This is a genomic window from Vreelandella arcis (genome assembly GCF_900103865.1).
Lineage (GTDB): Bacteria > Pseudomonadota > Gammaproteobacteria > Pseudomonadales > Halomonadaceae > Vreelandella > Vreelandella arcis.
The window spans coordinates 345,793-371,740 of the sequence record NZ_FNII01000002.1 but is presented as its reverse complement, the minus strand read 5'-3'; the positions used below and the strand labels follow the sequence as shown (position 1 = coordinate 371,740).

Sequence of the window (25,948 nt, the reverse complement as noted above, 5' to 3'; positions counted from 1 at the left end):
CGCATCGCAACCGCGATGCGCCCATGTTATTTTCTAGCCCACACGTTAGGGCGACCCGTTTAGCTGAGTATATCTGAGGCAAACATGCTGCAAAGTATTCGAGATGGATCCAGAAGCTGGGGAGCCAAGATTATTATTGGGGTCATGGTGGCAGCCATGGCGCTCTTTGGAGTGGAATCTTTGTTCGGCCTGTTTGGCGACGATCCTAATCAAGAAGTCAGCGTGAATGGCGAGCCCATCATGCGCCAACAAGTTGAAATGGAAGTTCAACGCGCGATGCGTTCAGGGCAAGTGCCTCCCGAGCAAGAGCGCCAATTGCGCAGCGACGTCTTAAATGAGCTAGTGACCCAAAAGCTGCTTACGCAATACGCCGAAGAGGGTGGTTTTTACGTATCGGAAGACCAAGTTGATCAACTGATTCTTGGCATTCCTGAATTTCAAAACGAGGACGGACAGTTTTCATCGGACATTTTCCGTAACCGTTTATCCAGTGCCGGCTATACGCCGCTTTCATTTCGTGAAGAGCTGGCAGTGGACGTTAAGCGACAACAACTGCAGCAGGGCCTCATGTTCAGCGATTTCACGCTGGATAGTGAACGCCAGCGCCTAGCGGAACTGCAGCGCCAGCAGCGTAGTTTTCGTTACCTGATATTAGATGCCGATGATCTTGAAGGCGAGGTTGAGATTAGCGAAGACGCGCTTGAAACCTATTACCAAGAAAATGCCGAGCGTTTTAAGCGGCCCGAGCAAGTGCGCCTTGAGTACGTATTAATTGATCGTCGCGAAATGGCCAGCGGTATTGAAGTAGACGAAGAAACGCTTCGTCAGGCGTGGCGCGAGCGAAACCAGAACGCCGATCGCAGTGTTGCCCATATCATGATTACGTTCGGTGATGAACGTAGCCGTGAAGAAGCCCAGCAGCAAGCACAAGAGGCTCTGCAAGCATTGGAAGATGGCGAATCCTTTGCTGATACGGCGGTACGCTACTCGGACGATACCGCCAGCGCGGAAGACGGTGGTGATCTAGGCATGATCAGTCGTGGCTTCTTTGGTGAGGCCTTTGACGAAGCCGCTTTCTCGCTCGATGAAGGCGAAACCTCCTCTGCGGTGGAGATGGATAACGCCTTGCACATCATTAAAGTCACCGATATTGACCGCCCCGCGTTTGATGAGCAACGCGACGCTCTTCGTGAAGCCGTGGCGATGGATGAAGTGAGTGACGAGTTCAACGAAAAGGTTCAACAACTGATCGATGAGAGCTTTGCCGCCGATGATTTAAAAAGTGTGGCTGACGATCTATCACTATCGCTTCAAGAAAGTGACTGGCTGGCCCGAGGCGATGAAGGCGATAGTGTCTTGTTTGAACCAGGTGTCATGGAGCAGGCCTTTAGCGATGATGTGCTTGAGGAAGGCTATAACAGTGAAGTGATCGAGCTCGACGAAGATCGTCGGTTGGTGGTTCGCGTTGCAGAGCACCGTGAGCAAGCCCAGCTACCCTTAGATGAGGTTCGGGATGAGGTCGCCTCGGCGGTGCGTGCCCAGCAGCAGCAAGAGCGCTTACAACAGCAGGCTGAAGATATGATGGCTAAGCTGGAAGCCGGTGAATCAATCGACGGTGAGTGGCTGGAAGCGAATAATGTTCGGCGCCAAGACACTGTGACTGCTTCGCAATTGATTGTTCAGGCTGCCTTTAAGATGCCATCCCCTGAAGAGGGCGAAAGCACCTACCGCACAGCGCCGATGCCCAGTGGCGTTGCCCTACTCGCGTTGGACGAGGTGACTAAAGGCGATCCCGATGAAGAGCGCGAAAGTTTTGTTGCTCGAATGGCGGAGCAATTACGCGCGCAGTCGATCATCCAGGGGCTTATCGATGATCTACGCAGCGATGCGGAAATTGAGCGTTAACCGCTAGGTTTGCCGCCATGTAAAAAAGCCGATCACATTGATCGGCTTTTTTTGTTTGTACAGTGATTGACGCATGGCGGTGGGTGGCTTTGATGAAGTAAGCCACTTAAAGGCTATGCTGACGGTGGGCTGCTCAGTGGGAACTGGCGTAATCGTGGTGCGCGGTCGGTTTTTTCTATCACAATGTCCCAACCGTGTTGTTCATCCCAGTCGCCCAGTACAAAACGCTTAGCGGGAACATCTTCCACGGTTAAGTCGTGCACCTTGGGTCGATGGGTATGCCCATGAATCATGGTGGCGACGCCGCAGTTCTCCATTAAGGCGACGACTTCTTCGTGGGTCACATCCATAATGGCCTCCGCTTTTTTGGCATTGGCATCGCCAGACTGCATACGCAGGCTTTTGGCCAACTCCAACCGCTGCTCAAGCGGCATCGCAAGTATTTGAGCCTGCCATTGATGATCACGGGATTGTTGGCGGAAAGCCATGTAAGCTTCATCATGGGTGCACAAACTATCGCCATGAAGAATCACCGCAGGAAGCCCCTGGAGCTCGACTTCTTCGGTATCCGACAACAGTGTTGCCTGGCATGCGGCGATGAAACGCTGACCTATTAAAAAGTCACGGTTGCCGTGAATAAAATAAACAGTGGTTCCATCGCTACTAAGCTTATGTAATCGCTCGATGACTTCCTGGGCGACGCTGGCTAAGGGATGGGGGGTATCGAGTAGGTCATCGCCTATCCAGGCGTCAAACAGGTCGCCTAAAATATACAGGGCATCAGCCCCTTTAGCAGTTTGTTCTAGGTAACGATAAAACCCCTGATTAATCTCAGGGGTATCGCTACTCAGGTGCATATCAGCTACCAGCAGAGTACGCATAGGGCTCCTAGGGACTATTCTGCTTCCTTAATGTAAGCGCGCTCGATAATCACATCCTCTGCGGGCACATCGGCATGCATGCCACGGCGCGTGGTGCTGACACCTCGAATGGCATTGACCACGTCCATGCCCTCGACGACTTCAGCAAAAACCGCATAGCCCCAGCCCTGTAGGTTTTTACCACTGTGGTCTAGAAAGCTATTATCACCCACATTAATAAAAAACTGAGCAGTGGCCGAGTGCGGATCCTGGGTGCGTGCCATTGCCAGGGTGCCTTTGGTATTTTTTAAGCCGTTATCCGCTTCGTTTTCGATTGGATCACGCGTAGGCTTTTGATTGAAATCTTGATCAAACCCGCCACCCTGAACCATGAAACCGTCAATGACGCGATGGAAGAGGGTGCCGTCGTAAAAGCCATCACGAACGTATTGCTCGAAGTTAGCGGCGGTGACGGGCGCTTTTTCATGATTAAGCGCAATCGTGATGTCTCCGTGGTTCGTCTGTAATACGATCATAGATAAATTCCTGTTCAATAAAGGCGTTCGCCTTGGCGCTGTGCATCGGCGTCACGTTATAATAACGGTTTTGCGTGGCACCGCGAAGCGCTATACCGTTAGCGTAAGGCAGACGACGCCAAGCACACCATCCACCATGAGGTTATCAACACCACCATGACCAACGAGACCACCCCAGCGCCGAACTTCATTCGCAACCAAGTACTCGACGAAATTGAGGGCGGCCAGGTCACAAAAATCGTGACGCGCTTCCCCCCAGAACCCAATGGTTTCTTGCATATTGGCCATGCGAAGTCGATCTGTCTGAATTTTGGGTTGGCGGAGCAGATGGGTGGTGAGTGTCACTTGCGCTTCGACGACACCAACCCCACCAAAGAAGAGCAAGCCTACATTGATGCTATCAAAGAAGACGTTAATTGGCTGGGATTTGAATGGGCCGGCCAGGTGCGTTTCGCGTCTGACTATTTCGACCAGTTGTATGCGTGGGCACAGCATCTAATCCGCGAGGGTAAAGCCTATGTGGATGACCTGACACCCGACCAGATTCGTGAATATCGCGGTACGTTAACCGAGCCGGGGCAACCAAGCCCCTACCGTGAGCGTAGCGCTGAAGAAAACCTGGATCTTCTCGAGCGCATGCGTCAGGGTGAATTTGGCGAAAGTGAAAAGGTGCTGCGCGCTAAAATCGATATGGCATCGCCCAATATCAATCTGCGCGACCCAATCCTGTATCGAATCCGCCATGCCAGCCATCACCAAACCGGCGATAAGTGGAAAATTTATCCGTCCTACGATTTTACTCATGGTCAGTCCGACGCCATTGAAGGCGTGACCCACTCTATATGCACCTTAGAGTTCGAAGATCACCGGCCGTTATACGAGTGGTTTTTGAATAATTTGCCGGTGCCTGCCAAACCACGCCAGATCGAGTTTGCCAGGTTAAACCTGAACTACACACTGACGTCTAAGCGCAAGCTTAAAATGTTAGTCGACGAGCAGATCGTCGATGGCTGGGATGACCCGCGCATGCCGACCATCTCGGGCATGCGTCGCCGCGGTTACACGCCGGCATCCATTCGCAAGTTCTGCGACATGATCGGTGTTACCCGCGCCGACGGTGGCCTGGTCGACATTGCCATGTTGACCCACGCTATTCGTTCGGATCTTGAAGATAATGCGCAGCGGGCCATGTGTGTTTTAAAGCCGCTCAAAGTCGTCTTAACCAACGTACCCGAAGGCCACGAGGAAGAGTATGACGTGCTAGGGCATCCCGCGCGTGACGATATGCCTGCGCGTAAAGTGCCTTTAACCCGCGAGATTTACATCGACCAAGATGACTTCATGGAAGATGCACCCAAAAAATTCTTCCGCTTGGCTCCGGGTAAAGAAGTCCGCCTGCGTAATAGCTACGTCATCCGTTGCGATGAGGTGATTAAAAATGCCGCAGGAGAGGTGACGGAGCTGCACTGTTCAGTCGATTTTGACACTTTGGGCAAAAACCCGGAAGGTCGCAAAGTGAAGGGTGTTATTCACTGGGTAAGCGTCGACCACGGTATTCCGCTGGAAGTGCGGCTGTACGACAACCTGTTCATGGTCGAACAGCCGGATCGCGATAAGGACGTCGACTTCCTTGACCATTTGAACCCCGAGTCACTGACCGTTTGCCAGGCAATCGGCGAACCCAGCCTGGCGGACGCGGGCCCTGAAGCGCGCTACCAGTTCGAGCGGGTGGGCTATTTCTGTGCGGATCGTCACGTTTCCACGCCGGATCATCTGGTGTTCAACCGCACCGTGGGGCTCAAAGATAGCTGGGCGAAAATCAAGCAGAAAGGTTAAGGAATCGGCATATGCAAATCTATAATACGCTGACACGTCGCAAAGAACCTTTCACCCCGCTGGTGGCGGGCAAGGTCAGCATGTATGTCTGCGGCATGACGGTGTATGACTATTGCCACCTTGGCCACGCCCGCGTCATGGTGGCGTTTGATGTCATTACCCGTTATTTGCGCGAACGTGGCTACGATGTCAATTACGTGCGCAATATCACCGATATCGATGACAAGATCCTCAAGCGTGCCGACGAAAACGACGAGAGCATCACGGCGCTCACTGAGCGCATGATTGCGGCGATGCATGAGGACGAAGCGCGTCTCAATGTGCTGCCGCCCAACCATGAGCCCCGGGCAACGGGGCACGTTGGCGATATCATCACCATGATTGAGACGCTGGTAGAAAAAGGCTTTGCCTATCCAGCGGATAATGGCGATGTGTATTACCGTGTTCGCCAATTTGCCGACTACGGTAAGCTAAATAACCGACAGTTGGATGACATGCGTTCCGGTGCTCGTGTCGAGGTGGATGCACATAAAGAAGACCCCCTTGATTTCGTATTGTGGAAAGCAGCCAAGCCCGGCGAAGCTCACTGGCCTTCGCCTTGGGGAAATGGCCGCCCTGGCTGGCATATTGAATGCTCGGCCATGTCGACCTGCTGCCTGGGGGATACCTTTGATATTCATGGGGGCGGACCTGATCTGACATTTCCCCACCATGAAAACGAGATCGCGCAATCCGAAGCGGCTACCGGTAAGCCCTATGTAAACACATGGATGCATGCGGGCGCTGTGCGGGTTGATCAGGAAAAGATGTCGAAATCCCTGGGTAACTTCTTCACTATTCGGGAAGTGCTGGCAGAGCATGACCCGGAAGTGGTGCGTTATTTATTGGTCGCCAGTCACTATCGCAGCGCAATTAACTACTCGCTGGATTCACTTGTTGAGGCCAGAAAGTCATTAACGCGGTTTTATACGGCGTTAGACGGTATAGATGTGAGCGCCGTTAGCGCGGGCGATGCCGAGGATATCAATCGCTATCGTGAGCGATTTACGGCCTCCATGGATGATGACTTCAATACGCCGGAAGCCTTGGCGGTGCTATTTGACTTAGCCCGTGATGTGAACCGCGCCAAGCCCGAAACGCCCGACAAAGCACAGCGGTTGGCCGCTGAGCTGAAGCGGTTAGCAGGCGTGCTAGGGCTTCTACAGCAAGCGCCTGATACGTTCTTGAAAGGCTCGCAGCATCAACACCTGGCACTCAGTGAGTCGGTCATCGAGGCTAAAATTGCCCAGCGTCAGGCAGCCAAAGCCAATAAAGATTTTGCCCAAGCCGATGCCATTCGCGACGAATTGGCGGATCTTGGGATTGTCCTTAAAGATTCCCGTGAAGGCACCACCTGGGTGGTCGAGTCTTCCCATTAGAGATGGCGGTGATTACTGGGTAGGAATCGGAATTCAACGCACGACGGGCATATACTCTTAAAGAGTCTATTTTAAAAGGATGATTACAATGCGCTTTGCCTCAAAATCAATGGTCGCTATCGGTTGTATGACGCTCTTGCCGCTGTCAGCAGTGCATGCCGATGACCCGGTCGTCGTCTCGTCAAAAATCGACACAGAAGGATCGGTGCTCGGAGAGTTGATCATACAAACGCTGGAACGCAACGGCATCCCCACTGAAGACCGTTTGCAGCTGGGGGGAAGCAGTGTTGTGCGTAGCGCTTTGCAAGCAGGCGAAATTGATCTTTATCCCGAGTATACGGGTAACGGTGCTTTTTTCTTTGATATGGCCGACAGCGACGTATGGAATAATGCTGATAAAGCCTATGAAACCGTTCGCGAGCGCGATGCGCAGGAAGGTCTGGTGTGGTTAACGCCAGCCAGCGCTAATAATACCTGGGCCATGAGCGTGCGTCGCGATGTGGCTGAAGCGCATGATCTTAAAACGCTCGACGATTTGGCCACTTACCTTGAGGAGGGCGGAGAGTTTAAGTTTGCAGCAAGTGCTGAGTTTGTTGAATCTCAGCAGGCGTTGCCCGCTTTTCAGCAGGCCTATGGCTTTGAGCTGAGCAATGATCAGCTGTTGGTGCTTTCAGGGGGTAACACGGCGGCCACCATGCGCGCCGCTGCGGAGCAAACCAGTGGCGTCAACGCCGCGATGACCTATGGAACCGATGGGGGACTAAACGCACTGGGTCTTGTGGTGCTTGAAGACTCAAGGGGGGTTCAGCCTGTTTATCAACCTGCTCCCGTCGTGCGCGAAAGTGTTCTGGCAACCTATCCGGCGATTGATCCGTTGCTCGAGGGGGTATTCAGCACGCTAGACCTTGAAACGCTTCAAAAGCTCAACGCTGACGTGGCTGTCAATGGCATGTCACCGGATCAAGTCGCTGGCGACTACCTCGATAGCTTGGACGACTGATAATGTCGTTGTTGGAGGCATTGCCAAGACCGCAGGTGTCTTGGCGTCAGTGGCAGCCAAATAGCGTTTTGATCTTCCTGGCGTGCGCCATGTTGGCGGCTATTTGGCTATTTGATGTGGTCAGCGTCGCACCCAATCGTATCGTGAGCGGTGAGGGTGCTGGTCTCATCGACGCGGTCGGGTGGTTAGGTGCCCTGCTGGTCACCAGTGTTATTGTTACTCTGGTGGCATTAGCCCTCCAGCCTAGCCGCCATGGCTACCAGGTTGCGCTGGTAGGTGTTTTGTTATTGTTGCTGTTAATGCCGTTTGGCTTGATGGTGGCGAGTAACCGACTAATAAGTGGCGATACCCCAGGAGCACGCCTCAATATGGGGATGGCTTATTGGTGCCTGTTGTCGTTTTTACTGCTGTGTTGGGTAGAACTGCGTTTGCGTTTAGTGCTGCTTCGCCGCTGGACGATCTTGCTGGTGCTGGCGGTGGGGCTGGTGTGGTCGTTGTGTGCCACGTTGGGGCTTGAGGCGTTAGCGCTAGGACAAGAATTTCGCGCCCGGGACGCTCAGTTTTGGCGCGCACTACGCGAGCATATCACCCTCGTGGTTGTATCCGTTGCGATCAGTATTGGGCTCGGGCTGTCGCTCACTTTGCTGATGCGACGCTATAGTAAACTCCAAAAATCAGCTTTTGCCATCCTGAATTTTTTACAAACGATCCCCAGCATTGCGCTGTTCGGGTTGATGCTTGGGCCGCTAGCTTGGCTTGCTGCTCAGTGGCCACTGCTGTCACAGCTGGGGGTTAGCGGCATTGGCTGGGCTCCGGCGTTAATCGCCTTAGTGGCTTACAGCTTGTTGCCAATGGTGCGCAATACCTACATCGCCCTTGAGCAAGTGAGTCCCGATACCTTAGAGGCCGCTCGCGGTATGGGGATGCGCAATAGCCAACGTTTCTGGCAAGTACGCTTGCCGTTGGCCTTACCGGTATTGCTTGAGGGTGTCAGGATTACCACCGTTCAGGCGATTGGTTTAACCGCCGTCGCTGCGTTGATCGGTGCGGGTGGCTTAGGGTCTTTTATCTTTCAAGGCTTGGGTCAAGCGGCCATGGATATGGTGCTGCTGGGCGCGTTGCCGATTCTGATGCTGGCGCTTATGGCAGATGCCGGGTTGGGGGCATTGGCAGACGTCCTTCGTCCCCGCAGTGACACCGCACGGCCTGGAGAAATTGAATGATCGAGCTCTCCCACGTTTCCAAGCGCTTTGGCGACGTTGCGGCGGTGGATGATATTTCACTGCACATTGAAAAAGGAAAGTTTTGCGCGCTGGTAGGTACTTCCGGCTGCGGTAAATCGACCACGTTACGCATGATTAATCGGCTTATTGAGCACAGCGACGGCGAGATTATATTAGATGGTCATCCGGTTGCCGCTTATGACCCGGTAAAGTTGCGTCGGCGTATTGGTTATGTGATTCAACATACCGGGCTGTTTCCGCACTGGACAGTGGCGCGCAATATCGGCCTGGTGCCGCGCTTGCTTAAATGGTCTTCGGCTGATGTTCAGGCAAAAGTAGAAGAGTTAATGAGCCTTTTGGGCTTGCCGGTTGGCGAGTTTGCCCATAAATACCCCCACCAACTTTCTGGCGGGCAGGCGCAACGAGTGGGGGTGGCCAGGGCGCTGGCCGCCGATCCTGATATTTTACTGATGGATGAGCCGTTTGGCGCACTCGATCCAATCACTCGAGAGAAGCTGCAGGACGAGCTTGCCAGACTGCAATCACAGATGCATAAAACGGTGGTGTTTGTCACCCACGATATGGACGAGGCGCTACGGCTGGCGGATCACTTAGTTGTGATGCGCGATGGCTATATCGTTCAGCAAGGTACACCGCTTTCGCTGCTCCAGCATCCTAATGATCCGTTTGTCGAATCGTTGTTGGGTGGACTCGAACGTGGGTTGAAGCAGGCAGCACTCACCCGGGTTAAAGATCACATGTCGCCCATGGGGCCTACATTACCCGCCCAATCGCGAATTCCCGCAGCGTTCTCCCTTCTACAGGGGCTTTCGATGATGCTGCGCGATCATACCGACCGTCTCACTGTTGTGGATCAACACGATGTGCCCGTGGGCGAGTTGACGCTGCGTAAAATAGTCAAAGAAGCGCAACCCGAACAAGGAAAAGTGCGTGAGTCATAGGGTTTCAAGTTTTTCGCTTTCTTCGCCTAACGTTCCTGCCGCCGTATGGCCCGCTCTATGGTGTTTGCTATTGGTGGCCTGCATATGGGGGTTCCCCTATGCAGAGGGGGTGCTGCGAATGCTGGAGCCAGACGCCAAGGAAGTGGTTTACCACCGGGCGAGTCTCGCTTCGCTATTAGGGCACCACCTCCTTGTCGTAAGCGTTGCCGCATTGATTACCATCGTGGGTGGGATGTTGGCAGCCATTGCGGTGACGCGCGAGCGAGGGCGCGACTTCTTACCCTTAGTCGCGCAAGTGGCATCGCTTGGCCAGACATTTCCACCGGTAGCCGTATTAGCGCTAGCCGTGCCCGCGTTAGGTTTCGGTACGCTGCCTATTATCGTGGCGCTGGTGCTTTATGGAACCTTACCGATCGTGCGCAACACCCTAGGCGGGCTGCAGGAGGTTGATAAGGAAGTAAAAAGCTCCGCCATTGCCATGGGCATGACGCCATGGCAAGTCCTTCGCCAGGTAGAGTTACCGCTAGCGGCTCCCGTGATATTGGCGGGGGTTCGAACCTCCATCACGATCAATATTTCAACGGCTGCGATCGGGGCCACGGTCGGTGCGCGCAATTTGGGAGATCCCATCATTGCCGGAATTGTGAATGGCAATATGGCGTATATCGTTCAGGGGGCGTTGACGATTGCGCTGTTGGCACTGACTGTCGATAGTCTGTTCGAGCGACTACAAGAACTGTTACGTTCGCGCCTCTCTACAGCTTAAGTCGAATCCCTAATGTGTCCTCGCTGCGTTATTGTCGCAGGTGTTGCGTTGACCGATGGCAGATAAATCCACTGGCATAAAAGGTCATCACCGACAACACTGCCCTCAAAAGGGGTACGACAAGGACAATAATGATGACACAGTATGCACACCAGCCTGCTTTCCTGACAGGCGATGAGTTCTCGATCCCGACCTTCAGCGTGTTAAGCCCCGATGGCGAGCTTTACAGCGGGGCGGATACACCCCCTCTAGAACAAGCCCGTGCGCGGCGTATTTATCACGCGATGCTGGCGACACGCATTCTTGATGAGCGCATGTTGGCCGCCCAGCGTCAGGGGCGACTTAGTTTCTACATGCAATGCACGGGAGAGGAGGCCGCCGTCGTGGGCGCCACTGCCGCGCTCGACGATGCCGATATGATCATGGCCCAGTACCGCGAGCAGGGCGCTTTGATGTATCGCGGCTTTTCAATCGACGAATTTATGAATCAGCTGTTTGGCAACGAACTGGATTACGGCAAAGGCCGCCAAATGCCGATTCATTATGGGTCGCGTAAGCTCCACTACATGACCATTTCGTCGCCACTGGCTACTCAAATTCCTCAAGCAACCGGATATGCCTACGGCCAAAAAATGGCCGGTAAAGGCCACTGCACCTTGACGTTCTTTGGTGAAGGTGCGGCGTCAGAAGGCGATTTTCACGCAGCGCTTAACATGGCCTCAGTGCATCACGTCCCGGTAATTTTTTTCTGCCGTAACAATGGCTATGCGATTTCGACACCCGCTGTGGAACAATTCGCGGCGGACGGTATTGCACCGCGGGCATTTGGTTATCGCATGCACGTGATTCGTGTGGATGGTAACGACGTGTTGGCGGTCTATGAAGCGACACGCCAAGCCCGCGAGATAGCCGTTGAACGCAATCAACCGGTATTGATTGAGGCCATGACCTACCGTCTCGCGGCGCATTCTTCCTCCGATGACCCCTCGGGCTATCGTTCCAAAGACGAAGAAGAAGCCTGGCGAATTAAAGATCCACTATTGCGTATGCAAAAATGGCTATTGGCCAAAGGCTGGTGGAGTGAGGAAGAAGAAACTCGCGAGCAAGAAACACTGCGCCGTGAGGTGCTGGGTACCATGAAGCGAGCTGAAAAGCGCTCGCCGCCCCCTCTGGACTCGCTGATTAGTGATGTCTATGCCGATGTCACCCCCGCGTTGCAGCGTCAATTTGACCAGCTTAAGCGGCATATACGCCGCTATCCTGATGCCTACCCGCGTGGTGCTCAGTCACTGGATTTAGACGTTCGCACAGACACTGACACCCAGGGGGAAGCGTAAAATGCCCACAATGAATATGCTTCAGGCAATAAATAACGCCCTGGATATCGCCATGGCAGAAGACGAAAAAGTCATCTGCTTTGGGGAGGACGTGGGTATTTTTGGCGGTGTTTTTCGCGCCACCAGCCACTTACAAGAAAAATATGGCAAAGCCCGCTGTTTCAATACCCCGCTCGTTGAGCAAGGGATTATTGGCTTTGCCAATGGCTTGGCCGCTCAGGGTTCGGTACCGGTCGCTGAAATTCAGTTTGCCGATTATATTTTTCCTGCGTTTGATCAAATCGTTAACGAAACCGCCAAGTTCCGCTACCGCTCAGGCGATCTGTTTAATGTCGGTGGGTTAACCATTCGCACGCCATACGGCGGTGGTATCGCCGGTGGTCTTTATCACTCGCAATCGCCTGAGGCGTACTTCACCCATACCCCTGGCTTAAAGGTGGTCGTGCCGCGCAACCCTTATCAAGCCAAAGGACTATTGCTGGCCGCCATTCGCGACCCCGACCCAGTGCTGTTTTTGGAGCCTAAACGGCTTTACCGTGCCGCCGTTGGCGATGTGCCTGAAGAGGATTATCAGCTACCCATTGGTGAAGCCGAAATCACCAAAGAAGGCACAGACGTTACGCTAGTGGGCTGGGGCGCGCAGATGGAAGTGATTGGCAAAGCGGTTGAGTTGGCGGAAGAACAAGGCATTAACTGCGAGGTGATTGACCTGCGTTCGCTGCTGCCCTGGGATGCCGACACGGTGGCTGAATCGGTGCTTAAAACAGGACGCTTAGTGGTAAGTCATGAAGCGCCGCTGACCGGCGGCTTTGCCGGCGAAATCGCCGCGACGATTCAGGAGCGTTGTTTTCTCTATCTGGAATCGCCCATTGCACGGGTGACCGGGCTGGATACGCCTTTCCCGCTGGTGCTGGAAAAAGAATATCTACCCGATCATCTGAAAATTTTTGAAGCGATTCGCGAAAGCGTCAACTTTTAGTGGCTATTAATGCCTAAGTACGCATGGGGAGAACAACAATGAGCGATTTTATGCTGCCGGATATCGGCGAAGGCATTGTCGAGTGCGAAGTCGTCGAATGGCGCGTTGCTGAAGGCGATCGAATTGAAGAAGACCAGCCCATCGTCGAGGTCATGACCGATAAGGCGCTGGTAGAAATCACCGCGACGGAAGCGGGAGTGGTCACCAAACTGTATGTCGACCAGGGGCAAATTGCCAAAGTTCACGCGCCGCTCTATGCCTACCAAGCCGAAGGTGAATCTAAGCCCGCAAGCGACCAGAACGACACTGAGAGTGCGCCGCAAGCAACGCCATCACCAGCAGCCGACCAAACCGCAGTAGAGTCTCAAGTAACGGCTGCGGCGCCTGTCGATGATCAAACCGATGCTGGTTCTGACCATGAACTTGCCCATAAAAGAGTCCCTGCCAGCCCGGCTGTTAGGCGGTTAGTCCGAGAGAATCAGCTAACGCTTAGTCATATACCGGGTAGTGGCAAAGATGGCCGTGTCTTGAAGGAAGATGTCCTCGCTTACCTTGAGCAACCGTCTGCATCGCCCCCGCAGTCTGATGCGTCGATGGTTCAAGTGTCCTCTGAAGCGCCCAAGGTTGAGCCTCTTCGTGGTATGCGAGCGGTCATGGCCAAGCGCATGGTGGAGTCCGCCAGCACCATTCCACATTTTCATTATGGTGAAGAGATTGATGTAACCGCCTTGTTGGCACTGCGAGAACGCTTGAAGCCGTTAGCCGATGCTCAAGGCGAGCGCCTAACGCTAATGCCGTTTTTTATGAAAGCCATGGCGTTAGCTGTCGCAGAAGAACCTATCGTTAATGCCCAGTTAAATGCGGCGGGGAATGAGCTGCACTACTACCCCCAGTGCAATATTGGTATGGCGGTCGATAGCAAAGCGGGACTGATGGTACCCAATGTTAAAAACGTTGATCGGCTAACCTTGCTGGAAATTGCCCGGGAAGTCGGCCGGCTAACCACCTCGGCGCGAGATGGACGGGTTGATCAGGCCGACCTGAAGGGCGGTACCATTAGCATTTCCAATATTGGGGCACTCGGCGGCACATACGCAGCGCCCATCATTAACGCGCCGGAAGCCGCCATTGTGGCGATCGGTAAAACCCAGTGGCTGCCCCGCTTTGATGAACAGGGGGCCGTCCAGCGTCGGGCGATCATGACGATTACTTGGGCGGGGGATCACCGGTTTATTGATGGCGGCACTATTGCGCGTTTCTGTAATGCCTGGAAAGGCTTCCTCGAAGCCCCGGAGACCATGCTGCTTCACCTAGGCTAACGTAGGCGACTTATGTCCCAGGCACCGCTTCAGCAGTTCTATATACCCGAAGAGCAGTCGGTATATTTGCTAAGCCATCACGATGCCCGAAAACTCAAAGACTGGGTGGCGCTGTGCCAGGCACAGCTAGCCCAGTTGGGTTATCAGGGCATCGAGTTAATTGGCAAAGGGGCCTACGGCTTTGTTTTTGCGGGCAGCACCGCGTACCAAGATTACGTATTTAAATTCTCTCGCATTACTCTGCCTGTTCATCTTCAAGAACGCCTGGAAGAAGAGGCATTCATGCTGGATCAGGTATCGCACCCGCGTATCCCCAAGCTTGTGACCTACCAGCGCTTGCGAGGCCAATCGATTTTGGTGATGGAGCGTGCGCCCGGTTGGAATTTAGAGCAGGTATCGCTCAAAGAGGGGCGTCTGTCGCCCCGTTTGATCGTGCGCATTGCGGCCCAACTGGCCGATATTCTCGCCGCGCTTCGCCGCGAATCCGGCCCTCAAGCTCGGCCCGTGGTACATGGCGATATCAAACCATCTAATTTGGTCTTCGACCCCGAGCACGAATCAATTGCGCTGATCGATTGGGGTTCATCGGTGTTTGCTCAGTTGGATGCGCAACTGCAATTTGTTGGCGCCAACGTTATGGAGCTAATGTCGGACAATCTGCAACAAACGAATGCACGCCTGGGTGACGTGTACTTCATTGGGGAGGAGCAGTTGAACGGGGCGCTGTCATCGCCGCGCTTTGACGAGCAGGGGGCGGCGGGGACGCTTTATGCACTGGCATCGGCCCAATCTTGCCGCTTTGGCCATCGTGCGATTCCTGCCTGCTCGCTAGGGTTACCGATGGAGTTTGCCCGCACGCTTGATGGCATGCTCGACCCTGATCCCCATATGCGCCGCAAAGCAGGCGATTACTTTGTGCAGGCGATGCCTCGCATGGCCAAGGTAGTGATGATTGACCTGCCAGGCACGCGCCAAACGCCGCTGGTACCAGTATGGGCACGGCCGGCGCTTCAGGAAATTGATACGGTGGTGTATAGCTCGCGCAAAGCCTTTCTGCGCGAAACCAACGCCCCAGAGACGCTGAATGACGTAAACGATGTGCAACTGGACCGCTATTACAAGCAGTTTATGCAGGGCATGGGCGAGACCGAAAAAGCGTTTCTCGCCTCGGTAAGCCGTTTGGGTAAATACCCCGTCGTAGGCGGGTTGGCGGTACGTTGGGAGCGGGAGGGGGTGTATATCGACTCATCGTTAAACCTGCACGACCCAGACCTAAAGCCCGCCTTTATCGAAGCGGTTAATAACATGGTGCACTTGGCCCGGGCGATCCATCGCCAAGGGGTTTTTAAAAGTTGCCTGTTTAATGCCCGCCAAACGCTTCACCTCGAGCGCGCTTCTGCAGAGGCATCTTTTTTTATCGAGCCTGATATGGCGATCAGCTATGAGATGAGTGCAGTACCTGAGCTAGAAGACAGAACTCGCCAGCACAGTTATTTTGAGGATGGCCCTGACCCAGAAGAGCTATTGGTACTGCCGGACGCCATTATGCAGATTTTACAGCGCCTTAACGATATTCATCATACCGGCATGATTATTTTCGAGGCGCTGCCCAAACACCTCAAAATACATAGTTACTACCGTCTGCTCGATCCCTCGAGAGAAAATGAATTTCGCTCGTTGCTAGCTCGGATGTTGGCCTCAGTCAGCCAAATTGAAGGGCTGGGCGTCTCAGGATTTATGAAAATGCCTTATAAAGACACTCGCTACTTCCCCCACCTGGAAAAACAGCCGGAGCGCTACTACCCCCGTGACCCGCGGGAGTATGCAAAAAAAAGCGAAGTATGATGAGAGTTCGTGCGCATTACGAGGAAAATTCCCGCCATGCGGCATAAGTGCTGAGAAACACACGACCCGTAAGGGCATCGAGAAAGTCACTTCGCTTTAGCTGATCCATTACAGGGCCTTTCACCTCGGCAAGATGCAGTTTCACGTTTGAGTCTTTTAAGCGGGCGTTGATGGCGTCGAGGCTTTCCAGTGCCGATGCGTCGATGAGGTTCACAGCAGAGCAGATGAGGACGACGTGCTCAAGTTCGGGACGGCTGGCCACCAAGTTATACAGCGTATCTTCCAGATAGCGTGCATTGGCGAAATATAGACTTTCATCAATCCGCAGTAGTGCCACGCGGCTGACGGTTTCGACATCGTGTCGGGTAACATTACGAAAGTGTTCGCTGCCTGGAACACGTCCGACCAGCGCGCTGTGCGGGCGGCTGGTGCGGTATAGGTAAAGCGCAATCGAGAGGGTAACGCCGCCTAATATGCCCGCCTCAATACCTTCGACGAGCGTGAGGATGATGGTCACCGCCATGGCCGAGAAATCGCTGCGCGAATAACGCCATGTCTGGCGCAGCATGGGAATATCCACCAACGTCAAAATCGATACGGTAATGGTAGCCGCCAGGGTGGCGATAGGTAAGTAATACAGCCAGCCGGTGAAAAACATCGTGACGAGCGCTATGCCGAGCGCCGCAAAGGCACCGGCGGCAGGTGTTTGAGCTCCCGCATCGTAATTAATCACGGTACGTGAAAGCCCACCGGTGACCGGCATGCCGTTGGTAATAGCAGCGGCTAGGTTGGTCGCACCGAGGCCAATTAATTCCTGATTGGGTGAAATACGCTGGCGCCGCTTAGCGGCTAACATTTGGCCCATGGAAACAGACTCAACAAAGCCGACCAGGCTTATTAACAAGGCGGGAATAAACAGTGCTCGCCACAATGACGTGTCGGCCCAAGGTAGGCTAAAGGCGGGGAGGCCGGCAGGCACGTCGCCCACGACGTTGACGCCTCGGCTCGCGAGTCCCCAATACCAGGTTGCCAGGGTGGTGGCGACAACCGCGATAACAGGCCCTGCCTTGGCGACCAAGTCGGCTAGGCTATTGGGCAGACCCAGCCTTTGAAGCGTCGCTTTCCCATAGCGACGTAGCCAGACTAAAAACAGTAGCGTGCTGATGCCCAATACACACGTGAATAGATTAATAGTGGTGAGATTGGGTGTAAGCGTCATCAAGCGCTCAATCAGTGTAAATCCACTGCTTTCAATGCCTAGTAGGCTGCCAAGCTGGCTGATGGCAATTAAAATGCCCGAGGCGGTCAAAAAGCCTGAAATCACCGGGTGGCTTAAAAAATTGCTGAAAAAGCCCATCTTCAGCAGCCCCATGGCCACTAGCAATACGCCGGAGAGGAACGACAATACTAACGCAGCCTGTAGATAAGCCTCCGTGCCCGGTGTGGCCACAGATGAAAGGGCTGCCCCGGTCATTAGCGCAATAATGGCGACTGGCCCAACGGCTAGCGTTCGGCTGGTACCAAAGAGGGTGTACACCAACTGCGGCAAAATACTGGCGTATAAACCCACCACAGCAGGCAGCCCGGCAAGGAGCGCATAAGCAAGCGATTGGGGGATGACCATGACGGAGACAATCAGGCCTGCGAGCAAGTCAGCCCCGAGTAACCGTTTATGGTAGTAAGGTAGCCAGGACAAGATTGGCAAGTAGCGCTTTAGCATGAGCTCCAAGGGCGATTCGCCGTCAAATCATCTAGTCGATAAGCTAATTCATAGCCTAACGCAATCATAGAACCATATATTAACGCGTTATAAGCTAAATTACGGCACCTTTGCTTAATTTCATCTGCTCGCTCTCTTCCCCCAAAGTGTTACTTCTTTAATCTAATTTAGTAGGTAAGCTTGACCAAAAATGTAATCTTCGGCTTGAGCCTCTTTTTCACGTCAATAACAAGAGTACTTAATATGCGTGTCATTCGATGGGTGGTTCCGATAGTGCTATTGGCACTTGCGGGGTGGCTGGTGCCTTATGGTGCTTTAGGGGGATATATTGCGGTTGGGGTGGCAGCGTTAGCCGGTGCGCTAAGTGTATTGGTCGCATGGTGGGGTCTTTACCAAGCTGATCAACAGCAGCTGGAAGCAACGCATAATCGAAATCGCTTAACCGCAGATTACGCCTCGCTTCGAGCGATGGCGTTTCGCCTCATGAGGCGGGCCAGCAGCACAGCGATCGCCTCGGCTGAGGTGTCGCATTATGCCGATTTGATGGACCAGCGCCTGAGTAAGCAAGAGAAAATGGCTCGGGAGTCGTCGGCCAGCATGGGGGCGATCAACACGGCCATTATGCAGGTCAGTGCAAGTGCATCGCAGGTAGCGGCGTCGGCCGAAAGCGCACGCGAAGCCAGTCATCATAATCAAGAAGCCCTGACCGATATCATCAATGAAATGAGCGATGTGTCCGAGCAATCCCAGCATGCACTGGAGATGCTGACCTCGCTCAACGATAAAATTGAGCGCGTGCGCAGTGTTACGTCGATGATTGAAGACATAGCCGAACAAACGCATTTGCTGTCGCTTAATGCCTCCATTGAAGCGGCGCGGGCAGGTGAGCACGGTCGAGGATTTGCTGTTGTGGCGGGCGAAGTGCGCAACCTAGCTCATAAAACCTCCACGGCCACTCAAAGTGTCGATGAACTCGTAAAGGACATGCACCAAAGTGGGCAAAATGTCGTCTCATCGATGGGCAGCTTGATGAGTCGGATTAGCCATCGATCAACGGACATGCAGCATGTTGGCACCAGCTTAGGTTCCATTACCCAGGAATTTGACCAGGTGCAAAGTGAAATCAGTAGTGTTGCACAAGCCATTGATAATACGCGCGAACACAGCCAGACCGTTGCGGATACCTTGCATCAGTTAGAAATCGATGTCGACGAAGGCAATCGCAATATGCACGACCTTGCCAACCAGGCACGCGCTTTGATGGAAGCCGCTGAAGGTGTCGATGGCGAGCTGGCGCAACAACGGCTGAACGGCCGTCATCAGCAGGTTTTCCATGCGGCGCGGAAAACCGCCGACCGGCTAGGCAAGCTGTTTGAAAGCGCCCTGAAACGCGGCGAATTAAGTGAAGCGGCGCTGTTCCAGCCGGACTATCAACAGATTCCTGATACGCAGCCACCGCTTTATCGCACTTCCTTTGATTCCTTTACCGATAAACATCTGCCTGATGTCCAAGAGCCGCTGCTTACCAAGCTTGATCTCAGCTATGCGATAACCTGTGATCGCAAAGGATATGTGCCGACCCATAATCAGGCCGTCAGCCGCCCACCCACCGGCGACTACGATCACGATTTAAAATTTTGTCGCAGCAAGCGTATCTTCGACGATCCCACCGGCCGACGTTGCGGCGCTCACGAAAAGCCCCTGTTGTTGCAAACTTATAAGCGCGATACCGGCGAGATCATGCACGATTTGTCGGTACCAATTTACATCAATGGCCGACACTGGGGTGGCTTTCGTATCGGCTATCAGCCTGAGCGTGAAACCGCTCCTCAGCCGCTGGATAATCATGACGATGCGCCCGCGTTACTCAGCCGGCAATTGGCGAGGGCGTGATTGCCAAGCTGACCAAGAGTAAAGCGCCAGCCCTGTCCAGATCATAATAAACGTCACCAGCTGGATGGGGCTTAGCGGTTCGCCGAAAATGGTCAGGGCGATTAAAAACTGAATGCTGGGATTGATGTACATGAGAAATCCCAGTGTCGCGAGACGTAAGCGCCGCGCCGCGCCAGCAAAGGCCATTAGAGGCAGGGCGGTAATAACACCACTGGCGATCAATAGCGCCGTGGTCTCGGTTCCGCTTAAAAAGTGCGATGTCCCCAGCCAACTAAAGCCGGCTAGCGCGATCAGTGCAATGGGGAATAGCAACAGCGTTTCAACAAAAAGCCCCGAGAGGCCATCAAGCGGCACTTGTTTACGAAACAAGCCATAGCTACCAAAACTTAATGCCAGCAGTAGACTGATCCACGGTAACTCACCCAGCATGAAAAATTGGATGGCGATCGCGAGGCTAGCCAACCCCAAGGCAACCAACTGCAGTCGTGCCATTACTTCACGCAGTACCAGCATGCCCAGCGCGACATTCACCAGCGGGGTTAAAAAATAGCCTAAACTGGCCTGTAGTACCTGCTGCGTTTCCACCGAATAGATATAAATTCCCCAATTGAACGCAATCAACAGGGCGCAGGCAAGCACGCGGCCAAGTCGCTTGGGTTCCATTAGGGCAGCGACGACGGGTGGCCAGCGTCGTAAAAGGCTGATAAGCCCTACCAGAAACAAGCACGACCACAAAATGCGGTGAGTCAGCACCTCAATGGCAGGCACGCCATCAAATAGCGCAAAAAAAAGTGGGAAGCATCCCCACATGCTATAGGCCGTTAAGCCAAAGGTGACGCCTTTGACTGCTTCTGGATCGCGTGGTGAAGTGGGAAGCATAGCAGCCTCATTATTTTAAAAGGCTAATCTAACATAATCGCGACAACGTGAGCGGCGTAAAGGAGCTAAATCCATGAGTCAACTGAGAACTAGCTTGGTGCAATGTGATTTGCGCTGGGAAAACCCACAAGCTAACCATACCCATCTTGAGCAATTGCTCGGCGAGTTAGATAGCCGAGATACCGATTTAATTGTGCTCCCCGAGATGTTTGCGACTGGCTTTACGATGAACTCCCGCGAAATGGCGCAACCCATGGAAGACAGCCCTAGCGTCGCATGGCTACTGGATCAGGCGCGTTCGCGAGATTGCGTGATAACCGGCAGCGTGGCTATCCAGCAAAACGGCGAGTTTTATAACCGATTAATCTGGGCAACTCCCCAAGGGGATCTAACCTATTACGATAAGCGTCATCTGTTTCGTATGGCCGGTGAGCACGAACGCTATGATATGGGCGAGCGTCGTGAAATTGTCGAGTTAAACGGCTTTAAAATACTGCTAAGCGTCTGTTACGACCTAAGATTTCCTGTTTGGCTACGGCAGCAGGCAGCACAGGGCGAGCATTTCGAGTATGATGCGTTGCTGTGTGTGGCCAACTGGCCCGCGCCTCGTCGTCAACCTTGGCGTACGCTGCTGCAAGCCCGTGCTATCGAAAACCTAACTTACGTGATTGGCGTTAATCGCGTTGGCGAAGATGCCAAAGGGCTGGCCTACAGTGGCGACTCCATGCTCGTTGATTTTAAAGGCGAGCCACTTATCGATCATTCTGCGCATACGCCGTTTATAGAAACGGGATGCCTCAATAAAACGGATTTAGATGCTTTCCGAGAGAAATTTCCAGCCTGGCAAGATGCCGATCGCTTTTCGCTACTGCCAGGAGTCGGCCAATAATGCGTCTTGATCGCTTTTTAAGTGAAACGACCTCGTTAACGCGCAGCTTGGCCAAGCGAGCGCTCAAAAACGGCGAGGTCACGTTGAACGACGAGCCGATCAAGCAGGCAGCGACTCACATCGATACGGACAGCGATGTGGTTGTCTTCAACGGCGCACGGCTGGCGCTGGTGGGGCTTCGTTACATCATGCTGCATAAGCCTGCTGACGTAGAGTGTACCGCCAGGCGAGGGCTCTATCCTCGGGTGATCGATTTGATAGACTTGCCTAAAGCAGAGCGGCTACAGCCCGTCGGCCGTTTGGATGTGGATACCACCGGTCTGTTGCTGCTTACCGACGATGGCCAGTGGTCCCACCGGGTGACCTCGCCGCGCCACCGCTGTGCCAAAGTGTATATCGCTGAGTTAGACGAACCGATGGACGAAGAGGCCGCCGAATTAGCTATTCAACAGGTAGCTGATGGCATCATGTTAGACGGCGAAGAAACGCCGACACAGCCGGCGACGTTACGGTTTTTGTCGCCCAAGCAAGCAGAGCTCACCATCACCGAGGGCCGTTATCACCAAGTGAAACGCATGTTTGTCGCCTTAGGCAATCACGTTAATGCGCTACATCGACGTTCCATCGGTGACGTTGTGCTGACGGATGAGCTGGCCCCCGGCGAATGGCGAGAATTGACGCCAGAAGAGATCGCCAGTTTCTAACCTGATTTGTGAGGGAAGACCCTAGCCAAAACTATGTGGGTTAGGGCTTTCCACACCGCTAAAACTTTATACCGTTATCTTGTATGCTTTCTTAAATTTTAGCTAACTCTCAAATTTACACGTTTACAATCGTCTAGCGCGGAAGCTCTGATAAATCAGCAGCGGTTATAAGCGCTTTTGTGTAAGGGTGTTGGGGAGAGGCGAGCACGTCTAGACAAGCGCCTTGCTCAACCACGTCGCCGTCTTTAAGCACCATAATACGATGGGCCATCGCGCGCACAACGGCTAAGTCATGGCTAATAAATAGATAGCTTAGCTGCCGACGCGCCTGAAGTTCTCTTAATAAAGTGACCAGCTGTTTTTGAACAGTGCGATCCAGCGCCGACGTTGGCTCATCTAATACCAGAAGCTCCGGCTCTAAAATAATTGCCCGCGCAACAGCGATCCGCTGGCGCTGGCCGCCAGAGAACTCATGCGGGTAACGTGCCGCGCAACTTTCAGGTAAGTCGACTTCATTTAAGGTTTGATGTACGCGTTGGGTAATTTCGGTATCAGACAAGCGAGGATAGTGGAAGCGCAATCCTTCACTGACGATATCGAACACCGGCATGCGCGGCGATAATGCTCCGTAAGGATCCTGGAACACCATCTGCAGCCGGTGGCGTTGACGGCGTAAATCGTCACCGCTCAGTTTGCTCAAATGAGCCTCGCCAAGAGTGATATCGCCTTGGCTGGTTACCAGACGCATGATAGCCGAGGCTAGGGTGGTTTTGCCCGAGCCCGATTCGCCCACAATGCCGAGTGTTTCGCCGGGAGCAATCGTTAGGTCAGTGGCTTTCACCGCTTCAAAAGCAGGCGGCTGGCGCTTGAATAAGCCAGGCTTGGGACGCTTAAAGCTCACGCGGAGCTGTTGCACGGTTAGCAAAGGGGATTTGGCAGTAACCGTTGCGGGTCTTCCTTCAGGCTCGGCGGCCAGAAGACTTTGGGTATAGCCGCTTTGTGGCTGCCTAAATACCTGCTCGACCGGCCCGGTTTCCTGAATTTGCCCCTGGTACATGACACAGACACGATCCGCATGGCGGCGGACTAGATTAAGGTCGTGGCTAATCAGCAATAAGCCCATGCCGTGCTGGTCACGCAGCTCTTTCAGCAATGACAAAATGTCCTGCTGGACGGTGACATCAAGCGCTGTGGTGGGCTCATCGGCAATTAATAACGACGGGTTGTTGGCAATAGCCATGGCAATCATCACCCGTTGACGCTGCCCGCCTGACAGTTGATGAGGCCATGCGTCTAGCAATTCATCCGATCGCGGCAGTTTAACTTGTTCGAGTAACGCTTTGGCTCGCGCACGCGCCTCTTTGCCTCGCAGCCCTTGATGTAAGCGTAGGGATTCGCCAATTTGCTTACCAATCCGATGCAGAGGATTGAGCGACGTCATGGGCTCCTGAAAGACTACTCCCACGGTATTGCCGCGTACGCCATTCCACTCGGCCTTACTCAATGAGCTAAGTAAGGTGCCATTCAGTCGTCGCTCGCCGCTTACCTGAGCGTTGGCGGGTAATAGGTTCACCAATCCCAGGGCGGATACCGATTTACCCGACCCCGACTCGCCCACGATCGCCAACGTTTCACCCGCGTGGAGCTCTAGAGAAAGCGACTCCACCACCGGGTTACCGTCAAAGGCGACGCTTAGGTTGTCGACGCGAAGTAGCGGTTCAGGCATGACGGGGTTCCTTAGCGGGAGAAGGGCGTTGCTGAACATGGCGCGGGTCAAAGGCATCACGCAAGCCTTCGCCAATAAATACCAGCAGCGAAAGCATAGTGGCCAGGGTCATGAAGGCGGTAATGCCCAGCCAAGGAGCATGCAGGTTATTTTTACCCTGCGCCGCCAGCTCGCCCAGAGAAGGCGCCCCCGGTGGCAAACCAAAGCCGAGAAAGTCCAGCGCGGTTAACGTGCCAATCGCCCCGGTAAACAAAAAGGGGATAAAGGTTAAAGTGGCGACCATGGCGTTGGGCAGTACGTGTCGCCACATAATGAGTCGTGACGGTAATCCCATGGCCTTGGCGGCGCGAACATACTCAAGATTACGTGCTCTCAAAAACTCGGCACGTACGATGTCCACTAAGCCAAGCCATGAAAACAGCAGCATTATCCCCAGTAGCCACCAAAAGCCGGGTTGAACAAAACTGGCCAAAATAATCAGTAAAAACAGCACGGGGAGCCCAGACCAAATTTCGGTGATACGCTGGCCAACGAGGTCAACCTTGCCGCCAAAATAGCCTTGTACGCCACCTACGAATACCCCCATTACGAGCGAGCCCGCCGTTAGTACCAAGGCGAAGGCAACCGACAAGCGAAAGCCATAAATCACCCGGGCGAGCACATCACGCCCTTGATCGTCGGTACCCAGCCAATGGCGACCATCCGGTGGAGCCGGGGAAGGGCGTTTCATTTGCATGTCCAGCGTTTGGTAAGAAAACGGAATCAGTGGCCATAACGCCCAGCCGTTTTCTTCGATTTGTTGTTGGACAAAGGGGTCGAGGTAGTCGGTACGCGTGGGCAAAAAGCCGTCAAATTCCGTTTCAGGATAGTCGACCAGTAGTGGCACATACCACTGGCCGTCATACTGCATGATGATGGGCTTGTCATTGGCGATAAGCTCGGCAAACAGGCTCAACAAAAACACGACACCAAATACCCAGAGTGACACCCAAGCACGGCGATTCGACTTGAATGCCGCAAAGCGACGACGGGTAATGGGTGAAAATCGAGACGAAAGAGTGGTCATGATCACGACTCCCGTGTGGCAAAGTCGATGCGTGGATCGACCCACACATAGGTCAAGTCAGACACCAGTTTTAGCAGCAGCCCAATCACCGTGTAGAGATACAGGGTGCCAAAAATAACCGGGTAGTCGCGCTGCATGACCGCTTCGAAGCCGAGCAACCCGAGGCCATCGAGAGAAAAGATCACTTCAATCAGCAGTGAGCCGGTAAAGAAGATACCGATCAATGCGGCAGGTAGGCCGGCAATAATGATCAGCATGGCATTGCGAAACACATGACCGTAAAGGATACGCTGCTCATTAGCGCCTTTAGCGCGGGCTGTCAGCACATACTGTTTATGGATTTCATCCAAAAAGCTGTTTTTGGTCAGCATGGTGAGGGTCGCAAAACTTCCAATCGCCGCGGCAAGCACGGGCAGGGTGATATGCCAGAAATAGTCTTTAATTTTTCCCCAGGTCGACAGCTGGTCGAAATCAGGTGAGGTTAAGCCACGTAAAGGGAATAAGTCCCAGTATGTTCCCCCGGCAAATAAGACAATTAGCAGGATGGCAAACAAAAACCCAGGAATGGCGTAGCCAACGACCACCAATCCCGATGTCCAGACATCAAATCGAGAGCCGTGTCGTAGCGCTTTGCGTATGCCCAGCGGGATAGAAATAATATAAACCAGCAGCGTGGTCCAAAGGCCCAACGAAATAGATACCGGTAGTCGCTCTATCATTAATTCGGTAACGGGTCGGTCACGAAAAAAGCTGGTGCCAAAATCGAAAGTAAGGTAATCCGCCATCATGCCGATGAAGCGCTCATGGGCAGGCTTATCAAAGCCAAACTGTTGTTCTAGCTGCTCAATGAAGCGTGGATCTATCCCTCTGGCACCGCGTGATTCGTCGTTGACCTGAACATCGGCCCCGCCCATATCCAATCGGGTGCTGGCCATCGCGTCAGCGCCTTCAAAGCGAGCCAGCATTTGATCAATCGGCCCGCCGGGAGCCGCCTGAACGATAATGAAATTAAGTAGCATGATGCCCACCAAGGTAGGAATCATCAGCAAAAGTCGACGTAGGGTATAACGCGCCACAGAGCTCTC

General features: G+C 53.7%; 21 protein-coding genes. 14 read left to right on the top strand and 7 right to left on the bottom strand.

Annotated features, from left to right (window positions below; genetic code table 11):
• Positions 1 to 84: 84 nt before the first annotated feature.
• Entirely contained in the window at positions 85 to 1,905 is a 1,821-nt protein-coding gene (locus BLR97_RS03660; RefSeq protein ID WP_089702590.1) for a SurA N-terminal domain-containing protein, read from the top strand.
• Positions 1,906 to 2,018: 113 nt separating this feature from the next.
• On the opposite strand, the gene BLR97_RS03655 is transcribed toward BLR97_RS03660, so the two are convergent.
• Positions 2,019 to 2,786, bottom strand: coding sequence for a UDP-2,3-diacylglucosamine diphosphatase (locus BLR97_RS03655; protein WP_089702589.1), 768 nt, complete (start codon positions 2,784 to 2,786; stop codon positions 2,019 to 2,021).
• Between the two features lie 14 nt (positions 2,787 to 2,800).
• Positions 2,801 to 3,301: a peptidylprolyl isomerase gene (locus tag BLR97_RS03650; RefSeq protein ID WP_089702587.1), complete on the bottom strand. Its 501-nt coding sequence runs from the start codon at positions 3,299 to 3,301 to the stop codon at positions 2,801 to 2,803.
• 156 nt (positions 3,302 to 3,457) lie between these two features.
• On the opposite strand from BLR97_RS03650, the gene BLR97_RS03645 reads away from it, so the two are divergent.
• From BLR97_RS03645 to BLR97_RS03600, 10 genes are all read left to right on the top strand, one after another.
• Entirely contained in the window at positions 3,458 to 5,137 is a 1,680-nt protein-coding gene (locus tag BLR97_RS03645) for a glutamine--tRNA ligase/YqeY domain fusion protein (protein ID WP_089702585.1), read from the top strand.
• An 11-nt stretch (positions 5,138 to 5,148) separates the two neighbouring features.
• Entirely contained in the window at positions 5,149 to 6,555 is a 1,407-nt protein-coding gene (gene cysS / locus BLR97_RS03640) for a cysteine--tRNA ligase (RefSeq protein WP_089702583.1), read from the top strand.
• 88 nt (positions 6,556 to 6,643) lie between these two features.
• Positions 6,644 to 7,555 carry a glycine betaine ABC transporter substrate-binding protein OsmF gene (gene osmF, locus BLR97_RS03635; protein ID WP_089702581.1) on the top strand — a complete coding sequence of 304 codons (912 nt, stop codon included), beginning with the start codon at positions 6,644 to 6,646 and terminating at the stop codon, positions 7,553 to 7,555.
• Between the two features lie 2 nt (positions 7,556 to 7,557).
• Positions 7,558 to 8,778, top strand: a complete 1,221-nt coding sequence (locus BLR97_RS03630) for an ABC transporter permease (protein WP_089702578.1) — start codon at positions 7,558 to 7,560, stop codon at positions 8,776 to 8,778.
• Positions 8,775 to 9,740 (top strand): ABC transporter ATP-binding protein, encoded by a 966-nt coding sequence (locus BLR97_RS03625; protein WP_089702576.1) that lies wholly within the window; start codon positions 8,775 to 8,777, stop codon positions 9,738 to 9,740. Before BLR97_RS03630 ends, BLR97_RS03625 begins: the two co-directional genes overlap by 4 nt.
• The gene (locus BLR97_RS03620) at positions 9,730 to 10,506 is read left to right on the top strand and encodes an ABC transporter permease (protein ID WP_280140172.1); all 777 of its coding nucleotides are present in this window, start codon (positions 9,730 to 9,732) and stop codon (positions 10,504 to 10,506) included. Before BLR97_RS03625 ends, BLR97_RS03620 begins: the two co-directional genes overlap by 11 nt.
• A 134-nt stretch (positions 10,507 to 10,640) precedes the next feature.
• A complete protein-coding gene (locus BLR97_RS03615) occupies positions 10,641 to 11,843 on the top strand; it encodes a thiamine pyrophosphate-dependent dehydrogenase E1 component subunit alpha (RefSeq protein ID WP_089702572.1) in 1,203 nt (400 codons plus the stop codon).
• A 1-nt stretch (position 11,844) separates the two neighbouring features.
• Positions 11,845 to 12,822, top strand: coding sequence for an alpha-ketoacid dehydrogenase subunit beta (locus BLR97_RS03610; protein ID WP_089702570.1), 978 nt, complete (start codon positions 11,845 to 11,847; stop codon positions 12,820 to 12,822).
• Between the two features lie 38 nt (positions 12,823 to 12,860).
• Positions 12,861 to 14,141, top strand: coding sequence for a 2-oxo acid dehydrogenase subunit E2 (locus BLR97_RS03605; RefSeq protein ID WP_089702568.1), 1,281 nt, complete (start codon positions 12,861 to 12,863; stop codon positions 14,139 to 14,141).
• A gap of 12 nt (positions 14,142 to 14,153) precedes the next feature.
• Complete coding sequence (locus BLR97_RS03600) at positions 14,154 to 15,986, top strand: protein kinase domain-containing protein (RefSeq protein ID WP_089702566.1); 1,833 nt, start codon at positions 14,154 to 14,156, stop codon at positions 15,984 to 15,986.
• A 16-nt stretch (positions 15,987 to 16,002) separates the two neighbouring features.
• Here BLR97_RS03600 and BLR97_RS03595 read toward each other — a convergent pair whose 3' ends face one another.
• On the bottom strand, positions 16,003 to 17,706 hold the full coding sequence (locus BLR97_RS03595) for a SulP family inorganic anion transporter (protein ID WP_089702564.1): 1,704 nt from the start codon (positions 17,704 to 17,706) through the stop codon (positions 16,003 to 16,005).
• Between the two features lie 243 nt (positions 17,707 to 17,949).
• Here BLR97_RS03595 and BLR97_RS03590 point away from each other — a divergent pair, with 243 nt between their 5' ends.
• Entirely contained in the window at positions 17,950 to 19,599 is a 1,650-nt protein-coding gene (locus tag BLR97_RS03590; protein ID WP_089702562.1) for a methyl-accepting chemotaxis protein, read from the top strand.
• On the opposite strand, the gene rarD is transcribed toward BLR97_RS03590, so the two are convergent.
• On the bottom strand, positions 19,570 to 20,478 hold the full coding sequence (gene rarD, locus BLR97_RS03585; protein ID WP_089702560.1) for an EamA family transporter RarD: 909 nt from the start codon (positions 20,476 to 20,478) through the stop codon (positions 19,570 to 19,572). The two genes, BLR97_RS03590 and rarD, sit on opposite strands and share 30 nt — an antisense overlap.
• Before the next feature lie 73 nt (positions 20,479 to 20,551).
• On the opposite strand from rarD, the gene BLR97_RS03580 reads away from it, so the two are divergent.
• Entirely contained in the window at positions 20,552 to 21,367 is an 816-nt protein-coding gene (locus BLR97_RS03580; protein WP_089702557.1) for an amidohydrolase, read from the top strand.
• Positions 21,367 to 22,071, top strand: a complete 705-nt coding sequence (locus tag BLR97_RS03575; RefSeq protein ID WP_089702556.1) for a pseudouridine synthase — start codon at positions 21,367 to 21,369, stop codon at positions 22,069 to 22,071. The genes BLR97_RS03580 and BLR97_RS03575 overlap by 1 nt, the downstream gene beginning before the upstream one ends.
• A gap of 133 nt (positions 22,072 to 22,204) precedes the next feature.
• Here the strand turns inward: BLR97_RS03575 and BLR97_RS03570 are convergent, their stop codons facing one another.
• From BLR97_RS03570 to BLR97_RS03560, 3 genes are read right to left on the bottom strand one after another with little or no spacing between them, the layout of a single operon-like run.
• Entirely contained in the window at positions 22,205 to 23,797 is a 1,593-nt protein-coding gene (locus BLR97_RS03570; protein ID WP_089702554.1) for an ABC transporter ATP-binding protein, read from the bottom strand.
• On the bottom strand, positions 23,790 to 24,863 hold the full coding sequence (locus BLR97_RS03565) for an ABC transporter permease (RefSeq protein ID WP_089702552.1): 1,074 nt from the start codon (positions 24,861 to 24,863) through the stop codon (positions 23,790 to 23,792). Before BLR97_RS03565 ends, BLR97_RS03570 begins: the two co-directional genes overlap by 8 nt.
• 2 nt (positions 24,864 to 24,865) lie before the next feature.
• Positions 24,866 to 25,939, bottom strand: coding sequence for a microcin C ABC transporter permease YejB (locus tag BLR97_RS03560; protein WP_089702550.1), 1,074 nt, complete (start codon positions 25,937 to 25,939; stop codon positions 24,866 to 24,868).
• Between the last annotated feature and the right edge of the window lie 9 nt (positions 25,940 to 25,948).

What these genes read in the sequence shown, in the direction of transcription:
- BLR97_RS03660 (WP_089702590.1), top strand. Translation starts at nt 85, where the DNA reads ATGCTGCAAAGTATTCGAGATGGATCCAGAAGCTGGGGAGCCAAGATT.
- BLR97_RS03655 (WP_089702589.1), bottom strand. Translation starts at nt 2,786, where the DNA reads ATGCGTACTCTGCTGGTAGCTGATATGCACCTGAGTAGCGATACCCCT.
- BLR97_RS03650 (WP_089702587.1), bottom strand. Translation starts at nt 3,301, where the DNA reads ATGATCGTATTACAGACGAACCACGGAGACATCACGATTGCGCTTAAT.
- BLR97_RS03645 (WP_089702585.1), top strand. Translation starts at nt 3,458, where the DNA reads ATGACCAACGAGACCACCCCAGCGCCGAACTTCATTCGCAACCAAGTA.
- cysS (WP_089702583.1), top strand. Translation starts at nt 5,149, where the DNA reads ATGCAAATCTATAATACGCTGACACGTCGCAAAGAACCTTTCACCCCG.
- osmF (WP_089702581.1), top strand. Translation starts at nt 6,644, where the DNA reads ATGCGCTTTGCCTCAAAATCAATGGTCGCTATCGGTTGTATGACGCTC.
- BLR97_RS03630 (WP_089702578.1), top strand. Translation starts at nt 7,558, where the DNA reads ATGTCGTTGTTGGAGGCATTGCCAAGACCGCAGGTGTCTTGGCGTCAG.
- BLR97_RS03625 (WP_089702576.1), top strand. Translation starts at nt 8,775, where the DNA reads ATGATCGAGCTCTCCCACGTTTCCAAGCGCTTTGGCGACGTTGCGGCG.
- BLR97_RS03615 (WP_089702572.1), top strand. Translation starts at nt 10,641, where the DNA reads ATGACACAGTATGCACACCAGCCTGCTTTCCTGACAGGCGATGAGTTC.
- BLR97_RS03610 (WP_089702570.1), top strand. Translation starts at nt 11,845, where the DNA reads ATGCCCACAATGAATATGCTTCAGGCAATAAATAACGCCCTGGATATC.
- BLR97_RS03605 (WP_089702568.1), top strand. Translation starts at nt 12,861, where the DNA reads ATGAGCGATTTTATGCTGCCGGATATCGGCGAAGGCATTGTCGAGTGC.
- BLR97_RS03600 (WP_089702566.1), top strand. Translation starts at nt 14,154, where the DNA reads ATGTCCCAGGCACCGCTTCAGCAGTTCTATATACCCGAAGAGCAGTCG.
- BLR97_RS03595 (WP_089702564.1), bottom strand. Translation starts at nt 17,706, where the DNA reads ATGCTAAAGCGCTACTTGCCAATCTTGTCCTGGCTACCTTACTACCAT.
- BLR97_RS03590 (WP_089702562.1), top strand. Translation starts at nt 17,950, where the DNA reads ATGCGTGTCATTCGATGGGTGGTTCCGATAGTGCTATTGGCACTTGCG.
- rarD (WP_089702560.1), bottom strand. Translation starts at nt 20,478, where the DNA reads ATGCTTCCCACTTCACCACGCGATCCAGAAGCAGTCAAAGGCGTCACC.
- BLR97_RS03580 (WP_089702557.1), top strand. Translation starts at nt 20,552, where the DNA reads ATGAGTCAACTGAGAACTAGCTTGGTGCAATGTGATTTGCGCTGGGAA.
- BLR97_RS03575 (WP_089702556.1), top strand. Translation starts at nt 21,367, where the DNA reads ATGCGTCTTGATCGCTTTTTAAGTGAAACGACCTCGTTAACGCGCAGC.
- BLR97_RS03570 (WP_089702554.1), bottom strand. Translation starts at nt 23,797, where the DNA reads ATGCCTGAACCGCTACTTCGCGTCGACAACCTAAGCGTCGCCTTTGAC.
- BLR97_RS03565 (WP_089702552.1), bottom strand. Translation starts at nt 24,863, where the DNA reads ATGACCACTCTTTCGTCTCGATTTTCACCCATTACCCGTCGTCGCTTT.